This is a genomic window from Sphingomonas sp. DMC6 (genome assembly GCF_056314225.1).
Genome location: NZ_JBQUYT010000002.1, coordinates 97182 through 114972 on the forward strand (window position 1 = coordinate 97182; position 17791 = coordinate 114972).

General features: G+C 63.0%; 17 protein-coding genes. 3 read left to right on the forward strand and 14 right to left on the reverse strand.

The features are described from left to right. Positions 1 to 281 precede the first annotated feature (281 nt). The 3 genes from ACT53M_RS04275 to ACT53M_RS04285 are packed head-to-tail and all read right to left on the reverse strand — an operon-like array spanning position 282 to position 6035. Positions 282 to 2681 carry a DUF6351 family protein gene (locus ACT53M_RS04275; RefSeq protein ID WP_476231703.1) on the reverse strand — a complete coding sequence of 800 codons (2400 nt, stop codon included), beginning with the start codon at positions 2679 to 2681 and terminating at the stop codon, positions 282 to 284. Next, entirely contained in the window at positions 2662 to 3714 is a 1053-nt protein-coding gene (locus ACT53M_RS04280) for an alpha/beta hydrolase (RefSeq protein ID WP_476231704.1), read from the reverse strand. The genes ACT53M_RS04275 and ACT53M_RS04280 overlap by 20 nt, the downstream gene beginning before the upstream one ends. Positions 3715 to 3764: 50 nt before the next feature. Further along, entirely contained in the window at positions 3765 to 6035 is a 2271-nt protein-coding gene (locus tag ACT53M_RS04285; RefSeq protein ID WP_476231705.1) for a TonB-dependent receptor, read from the reverse strand. Positions 6036 to 6553: 518 nt separating this feature from the next. Between ACT53M_RS04285 and ACT53M_RS04290 the strand changes: the two genes are divergently transcribed. After that, entirely contained in the window at positions 6554 to 7483 is a 930-nt protein-coding gene (locus ACT53M_RS04290) for a LysR family transcriptional regulator (protein ID WP_476231706.1), read from the forward strand. Here ACT53M_RS04290 and ACT53M_RS04295 read toward each other — a convergent pair. After that, on the reverse strand, positions 7480 to 7695 hold the full coding sequence (locus ACT53M_RS04295) for a helix-turn-helix transcriptional regulator (protein WP_476231709.1): 216 nt from the start codon (positions 7693 to 7695) through the stop codon (positions 7480 to 7482). The genes ACT53M_RS04290 and ACT53M_RS04295 overlap by 4 nt on opposite strands. A 94-nt stretch (positions 7696 to 7789) precedes the next feature. Between ACT53M_RS04295 and ACT53M_RS04300 the strand changes: the two genes are divergently transcribed. Beyond that, positions 7790 to 7963, forward strand: coding sequence for a hypothetical protein (locus tag ACT53M_RS04300; protein ID WP_476231710.1), 174 nt, complete (start codon positions 7790 to 7792; stop codon positions 7961 to 7963). Positions 7964 to 7975: 12 nt separating this feature from the next. Here the strand turns inward: ACT53M_RS04300 and ACT53M_RS04305 are convergent, their stop codons facing one another. From ACT53M_RS04305 to trbB, 10 genes are read right to left on the reverse strand one after another with little or no spacing between them, the layout of a single operon-like run. Further along, positions 7976 to 9172 carry a TraB/TrbI/VirB10 family type IV secretion system protein gene (locus ACT53M_RS04305; RefSeq protein ID WP_476231711.1) on the reverse strand — a complete coding sequence of 399 codons (1197 nt, stop codon included), beginning with the start codon at positions 9170 to 9172 and terminating at the stop codon, positions 7976 to 7978. Then, entirely contained in the window at positions 9169 to 9978 is an 810-nt protein-coding gene (gene trbG / locus ACT53M_RS04310) for a P-type conjugative transfer protein TrbG (RefSeq protein WP_476231712.1), read from the reverse strand. The genes ACT53M_RS04305 and trbG overlap by 4 nt, the downstream gene beginning before the upstream one ends. Before the next feature lie 32 nt (positions 9979 to 10010). After that, positions 10011 to 10700 (reverse strand): conjugal transfer protein TrbF, encoded by a 690-nt coding sequence (trbF, locus tag ACT53M_RS04315; protein ID WP_476231713.1) that lies wholly within the window; start codon positions 10698 to 10700, stop codon positions 10011 to 10013. Further along, positions 10697 to 12034: a P-type conjugative transfer protein TrbL gene (gene trbL / locus ACT53M_RS04320; RefSeq protein ID WP_476231714.1), complete on the reverse strand. Its 1338-nt coding sequence runs from the start codon at positions 12032 to 12034 to the stop codon at positions 10697 to 10699. Before trbL ends, trbF begins: the two co-directional genes overlap by 4 nt. Before the next feature lie 3 nt (positions 12035 to 12037). Then, positions 12038 to 12445 carry a putative entry exclusion protein TrbK-alt gene (gene trbK-alt / locus ACT53M_RS04325; RefSeq protein WP_476231716.1) on the reverse strand — a complete coding sequence of 136 codons (408 nt, stop codon included), beginning with the start codon at positions 12443 to 12445 and terminating at the stop codon, positions 12038 to 12040. Beyond that, on the reverse strand, positions 12438 to 13187 hold the full coding sequence (trbJ, locus tag ACT53M_RS04330) for a P-type conjugative transfer protein TrbJ (protein ID WP_476231718.1): 750 nt from the start codon (positions 13185 to 13187) through the stop codon (positions 12438 to 12440). Before trbJ ends, trbK-alt begins: the two co-directional genes overlap by 8 nt. After that, entirely contained in the window at positions 13184 to 15649 is a 2466-nt protein-coding gene (gene trbE / locus ACT53M_RS04335) for a conjugal transfer protein TrbE (protein WP_476231719.1), read from the reverse strand. Before trbE ends, trbJ begins: the two co-directional genes overlap by 4 nt. A 4-nt stretch (positions 15650 to 15653) precedes the next feature. After that, complete coding sequence (locus tag ACT53M_RS04340; protein WP_476231720.1) at positions 15654 to 15917, reverse strand: VirB3 family type IV secretion system protein; 264 nt, start codon at positions 15915 to 15917, stop codon at positions 15654 to 15656. Then, positions 15917 to 16231, reverse strand: a complete 315-nt coding sequence (locus tag ACT53M_RS04345) for a TrbC/VirB2 family type IV secretion system protein (protein WP_165322334.1) — start codon at positions 16229 to 16231, stop codon at positions 15917 to 15919. Before ACT53M_RS04345 ends, ACT53M_RS04340 begins: the two co-directional genes overlap by 1 nt. Further along, complete coding sequence (gene trbB, locus ACT53M_RS04350; RefSeq protein WP_476232392.1) at positions 16228 to 17157, reverse strand: P-type conjugative transfer ATPase TrbB; 930 nt, start codon at positions 17155 to 17157, stop codon at positions 16228 to 16230. Before trbB ends, ACT53M_RS04345 begins: the two co-directional genes overlap by 4 nt. A 359-nt stretch (positions 17158 to 17516) precedes the next feature. Here trbB and ACT53M_RS04355 point away from each other — a divergent pair, with 359 nt between their 5' ends. Beyond that, positions 17517 to 17699 (forward strand): DUF3606 domain-containing protein, encoded by a 183-nt coding sequence (locus ACT53M_RS04355; protein WP_476231721.1) that lies wholly within the window; start codon positions 17517 to 17519, stop codon positions 17697 to 17699. Positions 17700 to 17791 lie beyond the last annotated feature (92 nt).

The following is a 17791-nucleotide window of genomic DNA, read 5'->3' on the forward strand; positions in this document are numbered from 1 at the left end:
TGCGTCGACGCGCATGCGTACGATGGCATCGCCCGAGGATAAGAACGGGATTCCGCAGACGTCGAGCGCACGCTTTGAACGCTGCCGAGCAGGTCGCGAAAGGCAGGCACCAGAGCAGGTTTGTCTGTCCGCCGCCTTACCCGTCAGCCCCAGGATATCAGGCGCACTAGCCAGCTCTCGACCCGTGAGGGCGCGAAAATGCCAGCTTGTGAGCTTTCCCCCCTCACCGTACAAAGCGGCTTAAAGCGGTAGTGCCTAGGACGGGACAGCACGCGAGCTGTCTAGTAACGGCGCCAAGTCTCGAGCTTCACGCGCTCGCTACGGCGGGTGCGAGCATAGTCGCAAACTCCGGCTGGAAAGACGGTGTTCAACCGCTGGCGCTGTTCTGCATCCAACGGAAACTTGTATTCAGAAAACGAAATCGCCTTTAGTTCGCACTTCAAGATATCGTTGGCTATTGGACCACCGGCGACCATACGCGGATCGGCATGCATCGGATAAAGTTGCGCACATCGCCCACTCGCGCCGTAGACTATCGGGCCACCAAATTTCTCCCCATCTATCGCCCAACAGGCGTCGACCAAACTCGACGGCTTGCTGCGTGCAACCTTTTCCCCACTCGTCTCGGAGCCTCCGGCAGCATCGATGTTGCTCAGCCATTGATCCATTAATCCCACGAGCTCGAGTTCGATCCGTGAGACCAACGATGTCTTCGGGTCTGGATCACTCACGAGATTGAGATCCAGTTCATTCATTGTCATCGCTCGAGGGTATGTCAGGATGACCTGATTGTTCGCGTTGCCGTTCGCTGCAATCAAACGCTCGCGGATCGCAAAAGACCTTACACGGTCGTGCCCGTCGCCAAGATCATCACCATACCAGCGCCAGTCTATGATGGGGATTGTTGGCAACCCTCCGCCTCCGCTCAGCACCAGTCCGTATCGATAGGCATTCTGGACAGCGACAGGGTCAGCCTCCGTTCGTCGCGGCACGACGTTGCCGTCGCTGTCGAATCCGCCAATCCTCTCATTCAACTCAACGAATTGTTCCGCATCGATTACGCCGGCGTTGAAAGCTGCCAGTCCGTACTGGACGCCGACATTATCCAAGGGCCTTCGTGCGAAGCCTGTTTTGGGATCGCGGCCGTACACATTGATCTCATTGTCGAACACATCGCAGCGGACGCCACCAGGCTTACTTGCTGGGTCGTACCGTTCAGATTTTGGCACGGAAGCGTCACAGGCCCTAGGGCTGACAAACGCCAACCCTGCGCCCGCGTAATCCTCGATCGTACGCCAAGTCGCCATGCCGGAGATGGCTGCCTTCTGTTGCTCGGTCCAACCCAGCTTTGAACCGTCGATCGCATGAGCGAGAAGCGCGAAATCACCGACCGTCTGCACGAAGGTAACGACGTCAGGGAAAGACAGATATGGAATTATTCCATCGAGCAGGCCGGGATAGTTTTGGGCTATCAGGTATTGCTGCATCGCACCGCCCGACTCCCCGAAGCCGATAGTATGCACCGGCTCTCCGAAGGTCTTGATGAAGTGCTCCTTCACCATAGAGAGCGTTTCCGCTGCGAGAACATCGTTGCATGAGGTGGCGAACATGTTGAGCGATGAGGTGGCCGTCGCATAGCCTTTGGCAATCAGAGCCTCGTCGCTCGAACGGCTCTGCAGGCGACCTTGGTGATAACCGCCGCCGCACCCCCCTCGAAAAAGGTAAACCAGACGCCCGTTCCATTCGCGACCATGACCCTCCCAAGGCGTCGGCAGAGGTTGGCCCGGCTGATGGAGGAAGCGTATGTCGTATATCGCGCGATTAATAACTCCGAGCTCCCGCCTGACAATATACGGGACCTTGCCCCCATCGGACGTCGTGGTCATTGCAATGTCCGAAGGCACTTTGCCACCCGGATCATAGGGTTTGAAACCCGGCGGAAGGGCGTCCGCCATCTCGCCGTTCAGTGTTCTGAGCGCCGTTATCATGTTGTCATTCTTGCTCCGGAACGCCGGGCTCGTTGACTTGTAGTAGTACTGAACGACGGTTGGCGCGCTACAAGTCTCATCGCGCGCCGTTCCAAGTCCGTTTGCGACAGTTTGACAATACAACGGTGCCTGCTGAGTGCCCGAAAAGACCGGTCCTGACACGGAATGATTGATGAGCCAAAGCTGGGATCGAACCCTGCCATCCACTTTGATCACCAGTTTATTTCGCCCGGTCCTGAGGCCACTTAGCAACGACAGCCACCCGTCCGAGGCCTTTACGAAGCGAAACGATGATGTGACGTCACGGCCATTGAGTTCGGCAGCCCACCGTGGTTGGGCCGGTACCGACAATCTGATAAGAACGGTGCCACCACTGACCGTCTCGGGCGCGCTCGAAACGGTCCGAAAACCGAGGACGCTACCCTGTCCGCGTTTGGGGCGCGCAGACATCGGCGCTGCGCTCCCGACGGTAGCATCGCTTCCTGGCTTGGCCACGATTTGGGCGCCAGACGACGACGTGGAAAGCGCTATCCCCAATATGATGGTTGCCACCGCGCGTTGCCTGGTTCGCATCGGGCGCCGACCCGCCTTAGTTTGGGACGCGGGGGAAGGCATGTTCAGCATCCCGTTCACCTTTCGAATCGCTGCCACCCACGTTGACCAGGCCGTCGTCTTATTTGTCGCGCGGGGCATGCCCCGTGTGGAGGAGCGTCTTCACAGGCTTTTTGTTATAAAGTGCCCGAAGACCTTGGTATAAGTTGGAATCCTGATTTATCGCGTCATGAACCAGACCTGGGAACAATTCTGTGTGAAGTTCGAGGGAAGGATATTCCCGATCTGTCAGGATTTCGGTCAGGCGTGCTACACCGCTTACCGATCCCATGATCGACACGGATCCCCATGACGTCATTTCACCCAACCCTGCGGAAACAAAGACTTTGGCCTTCAAATCCTTGTGCGTTTGAGCGTAGTCTCGCTCAAGACGAAATACCAAGGCGTTGTCCATATACCCGCCAGGGCTCCCGCAAATATACCCGTCAAAGCTGGTTGGCCTCGTGAAAAGCGTTTGAAGGCAAAAATAGCCACCTAGTGAGAATCCCCAGAGCGTGTTTTCACCATTTGTCCGATACTTCCTTTGTATCGTTTCTCGAACATCTGTCGTTATGAATGACAAAAACTTCTGGGCGTTCCACGCGCCGTCTTTGCCCGGATTGGGCACAGCCCCGACAATGCGCTTCATCTCCGCCGAGTAGGTCGCCATCATCGGGTTATCGCTACCCAGCCCATCAAATCGATATGTGTCAGCGCCCGACATGCCGAAGTCATAGGCGCGACGAGCAAGGCCCTGATCCCGCTTGTCTCTCGGGGTACCGACGCCCACAATGATCATCTCTGGCAGCATCGTCTGCGACGCATTGACTAGACCGACCGCCTCATCAAAATTGGTGGCCCCGTCCATGACCCACAGAACAGGATAGGTTGAAGCATCCGAATTCGCGTAGGACGCGGGCAGTGCCACTCTGATTTCATAGTCCCAGTTGCTGCTTGCGGGCCGCAGGAGAAATGGAGGCTCCACTATCGCACCGCTGTCGGCAACGATCCTCTTTTCCCCGTCCATCGCGGATGCGCCGTTGCTGGCCGCCGTCCGCATTACCTTCGCCTCGACAGAATTCGGACCCACCGCCACGAGCATAGCGATGCCAAGAAGTGCGCTTTTGGTGATCAACTCTCAAACTCCTATTCCCTGGTCGCCGGCCTCGCGAGCCGACGTCCAGATCAATATTTCAAGCTAACAGTGAAGCCGTAGGTGGCGGGCATCCCCGTCAGCCGCGCGGTGGTGTCCAAGACGTGCGTGACGCTAGTCGCGTAGAATTTATCGGTGACATTTCGCCCCCAAATTTCCGCGCGCCAGCGTCCACCACTCGATTCAATGCCGGCGCGAAGGTCAATGACGGCGTACGAAGGGATGCGAAATACGGGCTGTTCACCGAACGCTGCCCAGCTTCCACTGCGGTATCGTATTGATGCACCCGCGAATCCCTTAATCGCGCCGGACACAGGGAAGTCGTACTGCCCGTCGCCGGTCAACTGCCAACGCGGCGTGTTTGGGAAGGCCTCGCCCTTGAGATCGACGCTAGCGCCGAAGGGGTCGTTTGACGCGTAGTGGCGGTCAACCCGTGAGTCGACGTAGGTGGCGCCCCCAGAGAGGACCAGGCCGGTCGTTGGCCGTAGAGTGATATTGACCTCTCCGCCCCTCACGCTTGCCTTTGGAATCGACACGAGCGCTGGCGCATTTCCGAACGCGCTACTGATAAAGCCTTGGATTTGCTTGTCTGTGTAATCATAATAAAATCCAGCACCCGTAATCTGTACGGCCTGATTGAAGAGGCTCTTTTTGAAGCCAACCTCATAGGCGAGAACCGACTCCTGCGTGACTGGATTGAACTGATCGGGAAGAAGCGCCGCGATCGTTGGATAGCTACCAGCTTTGTAGCCCCGCGTGACATTCGCGTACACGAGGGTGGTAGTCTCGGGCTTCCAACTCAGGCCTGCTCGCCACGAGACATTGTCCTCGCTGAGCGACTTGCGGACAATCGGCAGAGCCGCAAACGTCGCCGGATCGAATGTTACGCAATGGCCCGGCGGGATCGGCGCTGACGCGATTTGCGAGAAGGCCGCCGCGAGTTCACCGTTTCCGGAATCGAACGGGCAGCCGTAGAATTTGTCGCGGGCGTCGGTGTAGCGCCCGGACACTGAGGCCGTAATTGTGTCAGTGATCTTGTAATCCAGACTGCCGAATGCCGCCTTGGTTTCGATGTCTTGGTTGTTCGAGTTGATAAACTCGGTGAACCGGATCGGACCGACGCCCGAATTCGTCCCGTGGATATGTCCGAATTGATTATCGTGCGTAATGTTATGTTCGTAATTTCCGCCGACCATCCAGCGCAACTTGCTGTCCATCGCGGTGCCCGCGATACGCAATTCCTGAGAAAAGGAATGAATCCTCGCATCAATCGTTAGACGGAAATTATCGTAAGGCGTACCATCCGTATCGCTGGGGGAATGCTGCTTGAGATCCGAGTATGCCGTCAGGGATGTGATGGTGATCGATGGCGAAATGTCCCAATCGCCTCGAAGCGAGGCTTGGTAAAAGCGGTCGTCTCGGCGGAAGCTGATCCCGGGATCCCAGTCGGCGACGCGATTGTCATGCCGTGCCACCGGGAACGCAGCCAGCACCGCCGTCAAGTCTTGGTATCCCCCAGGCACTGCGGGTGCGTCGGCGACGAACTGCGCCGCCTGGGTATCACTCTTGTCCAACCAGCCGTTCAGATTTAGCTCGAAGCGGACGGAGTCGCTGGGTTTCCAGTCCAAAAGTAGCCGCCCAGCGGTAAAATCTCGTTTGCCGAGACCATCGTCTCGCGTTTGGCTGCGTTGCCAGTTGCCGCGCTGGTCGGTGCTCACCGCAATACGCGCCGAAACGGTGTCGCCGAGAGGGCCGCTCAAATAGCCGTTGGCATTTATCGCATCGAAGTTGCCGTAGCTGAAGCTGCCACCCGCGGTCAGGTGATCGGTAGGCTTGTTCGCGATAAAATTGAGCGCGCCGCCGGTCGAGTTCTCGCCAAAGAGCGTCCCCTGCGGGCCTTTAAGTGCCTCTACGCGCTCAAGGTCGAGGGTCGCGCCTTCGGTCATTACCGAATAGGGAAGCGACACCTGGTCGACATAGACGCTGACGGCCGGTGCAACCGCAACCGCCTGATCGAAAAAGCCGATGCCGCGGATGCTGTAGACCGGCGTGCCATAATTGCTTGGCTGATAGGTAAATCCCGGAACGACCTTTGCTAGATCTGCGACCTGCGTCACACCGCGTTGGGCAAGTTGCTCGCCCGTCGCCGCACTGATCGACATTGGAACATCGCTGATGCGCTCACTGCGTTTCTGCGCGGTGACGATTATTTCTCCCACCTCTTCTGAAGTAGCGGCGTCCTGCGTCTGAGGCTGGGTCTGGGCTTCGGCCGCCGTCGCGCAGCCAACCAGAACTGCCATCATCGATACCGCTGCTAGCATTGCGCCCCTGCGACCCTTTGCGCTCCCCTTTGACATACGTGCCCCTTCCTTCGTTCCATTCTGGCGCTCTAGGGCGCCCCAACCTCGAAGGATGGGCAAGAGAAACATTGCAGACAAAGGCCAAATTCCGGGTCGCCTATTCTCTGAGGTTATACTATGGAACGCGCCACGCGAATGCAAGACGGCTCACCTTCCGAGTTGGATTGACCTCATAACTCTGGGAATAAGACATTCAGGAAACGATATTGGACTGCGGCGTGCGCAATTTTTAAACCCAGCGCCTTTGAGGTTACGGCATCTGAGGCCTTGGCAAAGTTCAAGGTGAAGTCAGTAAAGAAAGACTGGGAATCGACGCCAAGGAATGACCTCGCTTGAGATGTTTAGCGCTTAAATGGCTGCCACTAAGCTGCGGTGGTGCTGGGCCGTCGCGAACCACAAAGAAACAAGGCTGATCCGTGCCAGAAAAGGGCCCCCGACGGGACGGAAAGTCCAGCAGAAGATTGGTTCCACGCCCCGACTTTAATCAACTTGAGACTTTCCTAAAGGTTGTCGAAACGCGCAGCTTCGCCGACGCTGCGCGCCAACTCGGTGTCTCGCAGCCCGCGGTCAGCCAAACGATCGCGAAACTGGAAGACATATATGGCGGCGACCTCTTCGAAAGACGGCGCGGCTCTCCGGTTGCCCTGACGCCAATCGGACGCGCCATTCTCCCGAAAGCCAAATTGCTCCTGTTTACCGTTGATCAGCAGATCGAGCGAGCGCTGGCTACCGCCCAGAGCATGACGGGCTCGTTGGCAATCGGCTTCTACCCGGGGCTCAGTTCGAGCCCGTTAAGCGCGGGGATCGCCGAATTCCACCAGACCTGCCCCGACGTACAGCTCCGGTTCGTCGAAGCATCGCCGAGCGAGCTCAACAGGCAGCTGAACGAGAGACTCCTCGACATTACATTTACCGCACTGCTTCCCGAACTGACCGGCGGCGCCATCGTGCAGGAACGCCTGTGGGAAGAGCCGCTTGTCGTCGCGATACCGGACGATCATCCGCTCGCGGCCTGCGACAATCTCCATTGGGCGGAGCTGTCCCCACTTCCCATAATGCTGCGTTCGCATCAGGGTGACCTGTCGGCCTATCGCGCAGTCACCGCGCGGGCAGGAGACCAGCCGCTAGACTGTGAACTTCATGACGTTTCGCGTAGCGCGCTCATCGAAATGGTCAGGCTCGGCCTTGGTGCGGCGATCACACTCGCTTCGGCCATGGTGCCACGCGATGGTGTGGCGTTCCGCCCAATTGCTGATGAAAACGCCTTTGTCGGAATCGACGCTGTCTGGTCGAAGGATGACCGAAATCCGCTCCGTCACCGATTGCTGGCTTACGTGCGAAAGCACGCGTCGGCCGCTGAGCCGCCTTTTCCTCTGAGTCCCCGCTACTAACTTTTGTGGGGTGTAATGAGATCGCAGGCGCTAACTCCGAGGGCGGCTGCAAACGTTCCAAGCAGCGTGACGCTCGGGGACACCTTGCTGCGCTCGATCGAGCCCAAATAGCGCAGGCTGATGCCGAGGACATGGGCCATCTCCTCTTGCGTCCGCCCCGTCTCATTACGGATACGCCGAATATTGGTCGATAAAATCACCTTGAGATCCATCGCCACTTGATCACAGCGTAGGCACGATCGTTCTAGGAACGATCGTGCCTATTCGTTATGGACGATCTTCAGTATGTCCATTACGGTTCGATCCATGCCAGACCTCCCATCCGTCAACGACCGACGCCACACCGAGGCTGAACGCCTTATCGATCTGGCGCGCGGGCTGCTCGATCGGCCCGAGGAGGAAATGGTCGTGAACTACCTCGATCACGCCATCGAGGCGTTGCACATGATCGGCGAGGATTCTCCGTCCGCGTCAGTCTGACGCTCCTCGGGGTCAGTTTTCGCCCCAAGGGACCAACAGTAAATCGCGACTGACGAGGACGCGCACGCGTGCGCCCGGGCGCACGGTAATCGTCGGTTGGACGTCGAGCTGGCGGCTCACGATCTTGTCGCCCGCGCTTTCAACCGACCGGCCCAGGCTTTCCCGAATGGCAAAGGCGATGTCCGCATTGTCCCCTCCGCCGGTCGCCGCGGCATTGGCGCCCACCCCGAACAAGGTCGACAGCAAGCCGGCAATCAACAGCTTGCCGGTATGATTGTCCACGCGGTCGCTGAGCCCCGACTGGCCGGCAGCATCGGTGCCCACCATCCGGTCAAGATCGATCGAGCGACCATTGGGAAAAATCAGCCGCGTCCACACGACCAGCGCGCGAGATTGGCCGTAGCTCACCCGCGCATCATAGCTGCCGATCAGCCGGGTCCCTTGCGGAATGAGCCGCGTGCGGCCGCTGGCCGTGTCGAACACGTCTTCCGTCACCTGCGCCACGACTTGGCCGGGAAGGTCGGAGGACAGTCCCGTGATAAGGGCCGCCGCTATCGTCGACCCCGCCGACACGACATAGCGTCCCGCCGGCGCGGCGAGCCTGCCGCTGTTTACGGTCGGCTCTCGTGTCCCGCCGGCGACAAACGCCGCCTTACGGTCCTGGGCATCGCCGTTCGCCGCCTGGCCCATCTCGCCGCCGGCCGGCCGGCCGGAAAAGGGAAGTGCTGGCTCAAGGCTGGCCGCCGCCGGCCGCGGGTCTTGGCCGGTGCCGGCGAACAGCTTGCTGGCCCGCGCGCTCTCGCGCTGCTGGCGGCGGCGCTGCTGCTCGGCCGCCTCATCGTTATGCACCGGGCGGGGCGATCCTGCGTCAGTCCCGGCAAGCGGAGGGGTGGTCACTGGCGCGCCCCTCGCCAGCGGCGCGCTGAGCCCGGCGGAGGCGTTGCGCGCAAGATCACCATAATCCTTGGGTGCATCGGCCAGCGCATCGGTGTTGCGGCGCTCGACCGAGACGGTCTCCTGCGGCGCCCGGCTGCGATGGCTAAAGGTCAGGCTGTACCCCAGCGCGGCCGCCACGCCGAGCGCGCTGACGCCGGTGAGCGTCACCAGCGCCTTGCGTGACAGGCGGCGCGGTGTCGGCGCAGCCGCACGGGTTGCGATCGGCGTCCGCTTTTCCGCCGGATCGCGGGTAAATTCGTCGGGCTCAGTCACGACTGCAGCTCCCGAGCGCGCGTCCGTTCGATGCGGACGATTTGCTGCTTCTTGGTGCCGAGCCGGAGCTCTGCGGCGGAGAACAACCGGTCGACCACCATATAGCGGCCCGCCACGCGGTAGTTGACGAGCTCGGCCTTGTTCTTCTCCCCGATCAGGAACAGCGGCGGCAGCTCGTTCTGCGCAATATCCCGTGGAAACAGCAGATAGGTTTTCGCGCCATCGTCGAACACCTGCACCGGCTTCCAGGGCGGATTGGCGCCGCTCAGGCGGTAGGCGAAGTCGAGCTTCGCGGGATCGATCCCGGTCTGGACCTGCGTGCTGGCGACGGCAGTCGCGGCCTCGATCCGCGAGCGCACCGCGATCAGCTCGTCCTGCGGGTAGGACCAGCCGACGCTCGCCATATAGGTCGCGGGCGTTGCGCGCAGCTCGACATGGTAGGTTCGCCGGTCGGTATTGATGACCAGGTTGGTCCCGATACCCGGATCTGTGGGCTTGACCAATATGTGCGTGCGGCGACTGGACCCGGTGCCACTTGCCGCTTCGCCAATCACCCAGCGCACCGTGTCACCGGCAGCTACCGCGCCGGTATCGGAAAGCGTCTCGCCTTCTTGCAACATGATGTCGGTGACCTGACCGACCGCGGCATAGACTTGATAGAGGCCGCCCGGTGCGTAGACGAACAGCTGTGTCGCACCTTGCCAGCCGGCAGCGCGCGCGCTGACCCGCGCCGCATCGGTCGCGGCGGCGACCGGACGCGCGGATGGCGTCGCGAACTGCGCAAACGCCGGGACGGATCCGAGCAAAAGAGGTGCGGCAAACAATAGGGTGCGCATGGTCATTCTCCGAGGTCCTGGGACCAGTTGATGGCGTGGACGTAGAGCCCGAGCGGGTTGCGGCTGAGCGTCGCCGCGTCTGTTGGCGTGCGGACGACAATTGTCAGCACTGCCGTCCAATGGGTGGTGGCGGCGAGCTGGCCATGGTCATACCGCCGCTCGTCCCACGCGATCCGGAAGCTGTCGCCCGACGCCCGCACCACGTTCTTCACGTCGACCGAAACTTGGGAATCGGCCAGGTCCGCGAACGGATCATGGGTACGGGCGTAATCGTTGAGCGCCGCGGCGCCCTGCTCCGTCGTGAAATCATAGGCGGCATTGAGATTCTGCCGCAGGACGATCGCATCCGCCGGTCGCGAGCGCACATTTTCGATGAACCGCGCGAGATGCCACGCAATCTGAGGATCGGTCGGCCGATAGTCGCTCGAGGCTTCGGCAACTGCGCGGGCGGCCCCCAGCCGGTCGACCTCGACGACATAGGGAACGATGTGCGAGCCGAACCGCAGGCGCAGATTGTCGACGACCGATAGCGACAGGAGCGCGGTCGCACCGAAGGCCATCAGCCGCCAGCTATGCGCCTGGACCCGCGCCGAGCCGATGCGATCGTCCCAGGCCTGGCCGGCACGCTGATAGGGGGTTTCGGGGACGGGCTCGCGGCCGAAGCGCGACGAGGGACGGCGGAAAGGGTTCATGAACGATCCTCCAGGGAAATGTGAGCCGAGCCGCCGTGATGGTCGGCCGAGCGAAGTGTGTGGGCGGCAAGCGTCGCGCCTTGGACCATGGCCTGACGGCGGCGCAGCTGCTTAGCCCAAGCCGGTGCCGGTCCTTCGGCCGGAACGGCGGACGGCATCGCAGCTGTGGCGGTGCCTGTGCTCGCCTCCGATGCGGGTTCGGACGAACTCGGGCTCGTATCGGTCGCGGTGCTGGACGGTGCCGAGTCAGAAGAGCCGCTCGTGCTTTCACCTGTCCTTGCGCTCACGCCACCCCCCGGCGCTCCGGACGGCGGGGGAACCGTCGGAGCGCCGCCCGTCGGCGCTGGGGGAGCGGGGGGCGCCGACGAGGATCCGCCAGAGGGGGGCGAACCGGCGGATCGGGACAGGGTAGACGCGGCTGCCGAGCCGGCGCGGCTCGCCAACCCAGCGGCGCCGGCGACGCCCATGGTCGCTGCAGCCCCGACCCCGCCGACGACCGCGCCGGTGGCGACAGCCGCGCCAGCGCCGAGCTGCGGCCCGCCCGAGATCAGGCCGGATGCGATGCCAGGTCCGAAGATGGCAAGACCGAGGAGCGTCAGTGCTGCAAGGGCGAGGCTTGCGACCTGCTCGATCGTTGGCTGCGCCCCGCCGAAATTGATCACGAAATCGCGGAAGATGGTGGAGCCGATGCCGATGATGACCGCGAGCACCAACACCTTGATGCCGGTCGCCATGACATTGCCCAGCACGCGTTCGGCGAGAAATGCGGTGCGACCGAACAATCCGAAAGGCACCAGCACGAAGCCGGCAAGCGTCGTCAGTTTGAACTCGATCAGCGTGACGAACAGCTGGATCGCGATGATGAAGAAGGCGAGCAGCACGATCGCCCAGGCGAGCAACAGCACGGCGATCTGGACGAAGTTGGTGAAGATGCCGACCGGCCCGACGAGCAGCGAAGCCTGGTCCAGCAGCGGCTGCCCCGCATCGATGCCGATCTGCGCGATCTTACCGGGATGAAGGAGATCGTTCGCGTTGCCCGACCCGGCTGCCTTGAGGCCGATCCCCGAGAAGCTCAGATAGATGATCTTGGCGAGGCCGTTCCAGTTGGCGATCAGGAAGGCGAAGAAGCCGACCTGTAGCGTCTTGCGCACAAGCCGGGCGACGATGTCCTCGCCTTCACCCCAGGTCCAGAACAGCATCGCCAGCGTCACATCGATGACGATCAGCGAGCTTGCGAGGAAGCCGACATCGCCGTGGATCAGGCCGAAGCCGCTATCGATGTAGCGCGCGAAAAGATCGAGAAACCGATCGATGACGCCCGTGCCCTCGCCCATGGGTCAGTGCTCCGAAATGGCAGGAGTGGCGGGAGCGGCGACCGCTGGTTGTTCGGCCGAAGAGGATGGTGCCGGTTCGATTGGTGGCGGCTCGACCGGCACGACAAAGCTGCGGCTCTCGCCCATGAAGCGCCGGCGGTTGACCTCCCAGGCTTCGCGGCAGCGCGCATCGTCGCTGTTTGCCGGCAGCGTCCGGCAGCGGGCCAGTTCGGCGCGCAGCGGATCGGCCTCGATCCCCCCGGGCTGCTCGGCGCTGTCACCGATCGTGTAGCGCGCAGGTGGCGGCGCCGGATCGCTCAGCACGATCAGAGCGAGGGTCCCGGTTCCCGCCGCGGTGCTGGCGATCGCAACCGACCGCCAGCCGAGCCTGACGAACCGGCCCCGCCTCTCGGCTGTCGGCCCCTCAGTCACGGAAGAGCGTCACGCTGTGCGGGACATAGCCCGTGCCGGGTGCCAGGAAGCGCTTCGTCTGCTCGCGCCCTTGCGCTTCGTCGGCGGCGGCGCGCGCGGCCGCAATGCTCGCCGCCCGGTTCTGCGCGGCCATGAGCGCGGTCAGGTCAGCGAGTTGGCGCGTCTGGAGCGCGACCAGCTGATTGCCGGCCTGCGCCGCCTGCAGAGCGCCCGTCGCGTCCTGGCTGGCGGTGACCAGCGTGTCGACCTGCGCGCGGGTGTCGCCGAGATTGGTGACGATCGTCGCCTGGGTCCGCAGCGAATCCTGAAACCCCGCCACTGAGTCATGCCAGCGGTCTTCAGCATTCGCGACAAGCTGGCCCGATGAGGTGCCCGATAGCGATCCCGCCGGATAGCGTGCGTTGAACACGCGATCGACGTCCTGGACATTATAGGCGATCTGCTGGGCCTGGGCGATCAGCTGCCGCGTGCGGTCGATCGACTGGCGCAGGCTCGCCAGCGTGTTCGTCGGCAACGAGGTCAGATTGCGCGCCTGATTGATCAGGCTCTGCGCCTGGTTCTGGATCTGGGAGATCTGGTTGTTGATCTGTTGAAGGCTGCGCGCCGCCGTCAGGACATTTTGCGCATAATTTGTGGGATCATAGACGATCCCGCCAAACTGGGCCTGAGCTGGCGAGGCGAGCGTCAATGCGAGCGCGGCAGCGCCCACGGCAAGGCTTGAGACAAGGGCACGGGTCTTCATGGCAGGGCCTCCTCATGGGCGGGGGTGAAAGCGGGTGTCTGAGGTTCGAGCAGGTCAGCGGCCCAGCCGAGACCGCGATGGCGCAGCCAGGCAGACGCGAATTCGTCGGAGCCGTGACGCTCGATCAGTGCGGTGATGGCGTTGAGGTCGGTTCGCGAAGAGGCGGCGGCGAAGGCGAGCGCAACCGGCCCAAGGCCCAGATCGAACAGCCGGTTGCCGAGTGCCGACTGGCAGTAATAGTCGCGCTTGGGCGTCGCCGAGGCGATGATCTCGATCTGGCGGTCGTTGAGCCCGAACCGGCGGTAGACGCCCATGATCTGCGGCTCGAGCGCGCGTTCATTGGCGAGAAACAGCCGCGTCGGGCAGCTTTCGATGATCGCCGGCGCGATCGCCGAGCCTTCGATATCGGCGAGGCTCTGGGTGGCGAACACAACGCTCGCATTCTTCTTGCGGAGCGTCTTCAGCCATTCCTTGAGCTGGCGGCCAAACAGCGGATCATCGAGCGCCAGCCAGCCTTCGTCGATCAGGATCAAGGTTGGACGGCCATCGAGCCGGCGCCCGATCCGGTGGAACAGATAGGCGAGAACCGCTGGCGCCGCGGGTGTGCCGACCAGCCCCTCGGTCTCGAAGGCCTGCGTGTCGCTGTCTCCGAAATGCTCGACATCACCATCGAGCAGCCGGCCATAGGGACCGGCGAGCGTGTATGGGGCCAGTGCGCGCTTCAGGCCTGAGGCCTGGATCAGCACCGCGAGACCGGTCAGCGTGCGCTGTTGCACCGGCGCGTCCGCGAGGCTGCCGAGCGCGGTCCAGATGTGCTCCTTCACCTCCGGGGTGATCGCGAACCCTTCGCGGGCGAGGATCGCCGCCAGCCAGTCGGCCGCCCAGGCGCGTTCGTCGGGCTCGTCGATCCGGGCGAGCGGCTGAAGCGACACCGGCGCGGCATTGCCGCTCAGACTCCCGCCGAGATCGTGCCACTCGCCGCCGATCCCCAGCGTCGCCGCCCGGATCGAGCCACCGTGATCGAAGGCGAAGATCTGAGCGTCACGGTAGCGGCGAAACTGGAGCGCCATGAAGGCAAGCAGCACGCTCTTGCCGGCGCCGGTCGGGCCGATCACGATCTCGTGGCCGACATCGCCGACGTGGAGCGAAAAGCGGAACGGGGTCGCGCCCTGAGTGCGGGCGTGAAACAGCGGCGGCGCGTCGAAATGCGGGTCGCGATCGGGTCCGGCCCAGACCGCCGACACCGGCATGATATGGGCTAGGTTCAGTGTCGAGACCGGCGGCTGGCGGACGTTCGCGTAGGGGTTGCCGGGCAGCGAGCCCAGCCACGCCTCGAGCGCATTCAGTCCTTCCGCGATGCAGGCGAAGTCGCGGCCGCGCACGATCTTCTCGATCGCCTGGAGGCGAAGATCCGCGTCCCGAGCGGTGTCGCCCAGCACCGTGATGGTGGTGGTGACATAAGCGTAGCCCGCGATATCGGCGCCGAGGTCCTGAAGCGCGGCGTCGGCCTCGGCCGACTTGTTGGCGGCGTCGCTGTCGACCAGCACGCTCGCCTCATTGGTCAGCACTTCCTTGATGATTGCGGCGAGGCTCTTGCGCTTCGAGAACCACAGGCGCCGAATGCGGCCGAGCATGCGTTGCGCCGACACCTTGTCGAGGCAGATCGCTCGTGTCGTCCATCGGTAGGCGAAGCCCAGGCGGTTGAGCTCGTCGAGCATCCCCGGCACCGTCACCGCTGGGAAGCCGGAGATCGACAGGGTGCGCAGGTGCTTGGCACCCAACTGCGGCGCGAGTCCCCCCACCAGCAGTTCGTCGGCCATCAGCGCGTCGAGGTGCATCGGCGTTTCCGGCACCGCGATCCGCTGCGCGTGGGTGGAAATTGTCGAGTGGAGGTAAGTCAGCGTCTCCGCATCCGAGAGCCACGCCGCTTCGGGCATCACGCCCTCGATCATGTCGAGCAGTCGCCCGGTGTCGCGCTCGAAATCATCGAGGTGATCCGCGGCGGTCGCGACGGCTTCGGCCCCACCCTCGTAGAATAGCGACGACGCCTTCGAAGTGTCGTCAGCCGGAGGCAGCCACTGCAGCGTCAGATAATAGGCGCTGGTGAAGTTCGGGCGGGTGACGTCGCCGCCTTCGAACTGGTCGCGCCGTTCCTCGTCGATCAGCGCGGACACGCGATCGGCGAAGCCGTCCGATGCCGGATAGCCTGGCGACTCCTTGCGCTGCGCCTCGACGTAGATCGCCCATCCGGTCCCGAGCCGCTTCAGGGCGCTATTCAATCGGCTGGAGGTGGCGATCAGCTCGGCCTGGGTCGCGCTGTCGAGGTCGGGACCGCGAAACCGCGCAATACGCAGGAAGCTGCCGTCCTTGTTGAGGATGATGCCCGGCGCGATCAGCGCCGCCCAGGGCAGGAAATCGGAGAGCCGCGACGCGCGGCGGGCATGTTCGCGCAGGAACATCATGGGGTCAGCTTTCGAAGAGAGTGGGAAGTGCCACGTGGCGGCGGGCGACGGGAAGGATCTGCGGGTCGCGCCGCGCGGCGAAAACGGCGAGACCGTGGCCCACTACCGCCATCACCAGGCCGGCGATCCAGAGCCTGAGCCCGATTCCGACGGCGGCCGCGAGCGTCCCGTTGACGATCGCGAGCGCGCGCGGGGCGCCGGCCAACAGGATCGGCTCGGCGAGTGCCCGGTGGACCGGCGCCGCGAACCCGGGCAGATCTTCCTGCATCAGACGAGTGCCCCGCCGCCAAAGCTGAAGAAGCTCAGGAAGAAGGATGAGGCGGCGAACGCCACGGACAGGCCGAAGACGATCTGGATCAGTTTGCGGAAGCCGCCGGACGTGTCGCCGAACGCGAGCGTCAGGCCGGTGATCACGATGATGATCACGCCAATTACCTTCGCGACCGGACCCTGCACCGAGTCGACGATCGACTGGAGTGGTGTCTCCCAGGGCATGCCGGAGCCTCCGGCCCAAGCCGGCGACGAGGTGAGTATTGCGGCCGCGACGAGGCTGGCGCGCTGAAGTTTCTGCAGGCGGGTCATAAAGCTGCTCCTGTGGCGAGGTGGATTGGGAGAAGGCGGTAGCTGCCATCGGGCTCGAGCCCTTCGACGCGGACGAGCTCGGACAGCCGGCGCTCCGGCCCGCGGCCGGTCAGCACGGCGATCACGTCGATCGTCTCGGCGATGAGCGGGCGGGGCACGTGCGCAATTGCTTCGAGGATCAGTTGCTCGAGTCGGTGCAGCGCAGTGCTGGCGGTGCCGGCATGGATCGTGCCGATCCCCCCGGGGTGGCCGGTGCCCCATGCCTTCAACAGGTCGAGCGCTTCGGGCCCGCGTACCTCGCCGACGGGGATGCGATCGGGCCGCAGCCGGAGGCTCGAGCGGACTAGATCCGTCATGGTGACGCCGGGCGCGGTGCGCAGAGCGACGACATTAGCAGCGTCGCAGCGCAGTTCCCGCGTGTCCTCGATCAGGACGATCCGGTCGCTTCCCCCCGAGGCCACCGCGAGGAGCGCGTTGGTGAGCGTCGTCTTGCCGGTCGACGTGCCGCCGGCAACGAGGATGTTGGCGCGCGTCTGGACGGCCTGGGCAAGATAGGCGGCGGCCGTCGCCGTCATCGTCCCGGCTGCCACATAGTCGGCAAGGGCCAGCGGCAGGCTTGCGGGCCGACGGATCGAGAAGACCGGTTCGGCCACGACGGGTGGCAACAGCCCTTCGAATCGCTCGCCGCCTTCCGGCAGTTCGGCGGAAACGCGCGGGGCGTCACGGTGGACCTCGGCGCCAACATGGTGCGCGACGAGCCGGATGATCCGTTCGGCTTGAAGCGGGCTCAGGCGCTCGGCCGTTTCCGCGATGCCGCTGTCGAGATGATCGACCCACAGTCGGCCATCGGCGTTGAGCATGATCTCGGAGACGTTAGCGTCATCCAGCCATGCCGCGATGGCCGGACCGAGCGCGCTCCGCAACATGGCGGTGCCGCGTGCGTGAACGATGGCCGATGGCTGGGTCACTTGAGGTCTGTCTCCGTTGGTCGAGGCCGCACCGGCGGCGTCGGAGACAGGTAAAGAATGCGATTTTCGACGCCGGACAACAGCTATCATCGGCCGTCGTAGCCACGGCTATGTCTGGCTATATTAGGGCAAATCGAACGACGCCCGTTCGTCGGCTGATCGCCCCGAAAGCAGCTCCCAGACCTTAGGAGCCTAGGCAGCCTCGCTGCTTATTCGGGGTCGATTCGCTTGGGATGGCTCGGGTCGAGCACTAGGTTACTCCGTCCGGGGAACCGTAAGATTCCTCAACGATTCTACGGAGGAGGAGGAGAGTTGAAATGGCAGACAACAAATCGAAGCGCGGCGCGGCGGACAGGCGTCAGGTCGCTGGCGGCGAGGGCTATGAAGTCAACTATTTCGCCCGCAAGCACGGCATCACGAAGGATCAAGCCGAAGGTCTTATCAAAAAGATCGGAAACGATCGGGAAAAGCTGAACGCTGCGGCCGCCAAGCTGAAATAGACTGACGAATCCGCCCCGCTCGACAATTCAATAGCTGCCTGGGAACGACTCTCCGCCAGCGGGAGTCTAACGGGGATGAGACAGGGCGTTTG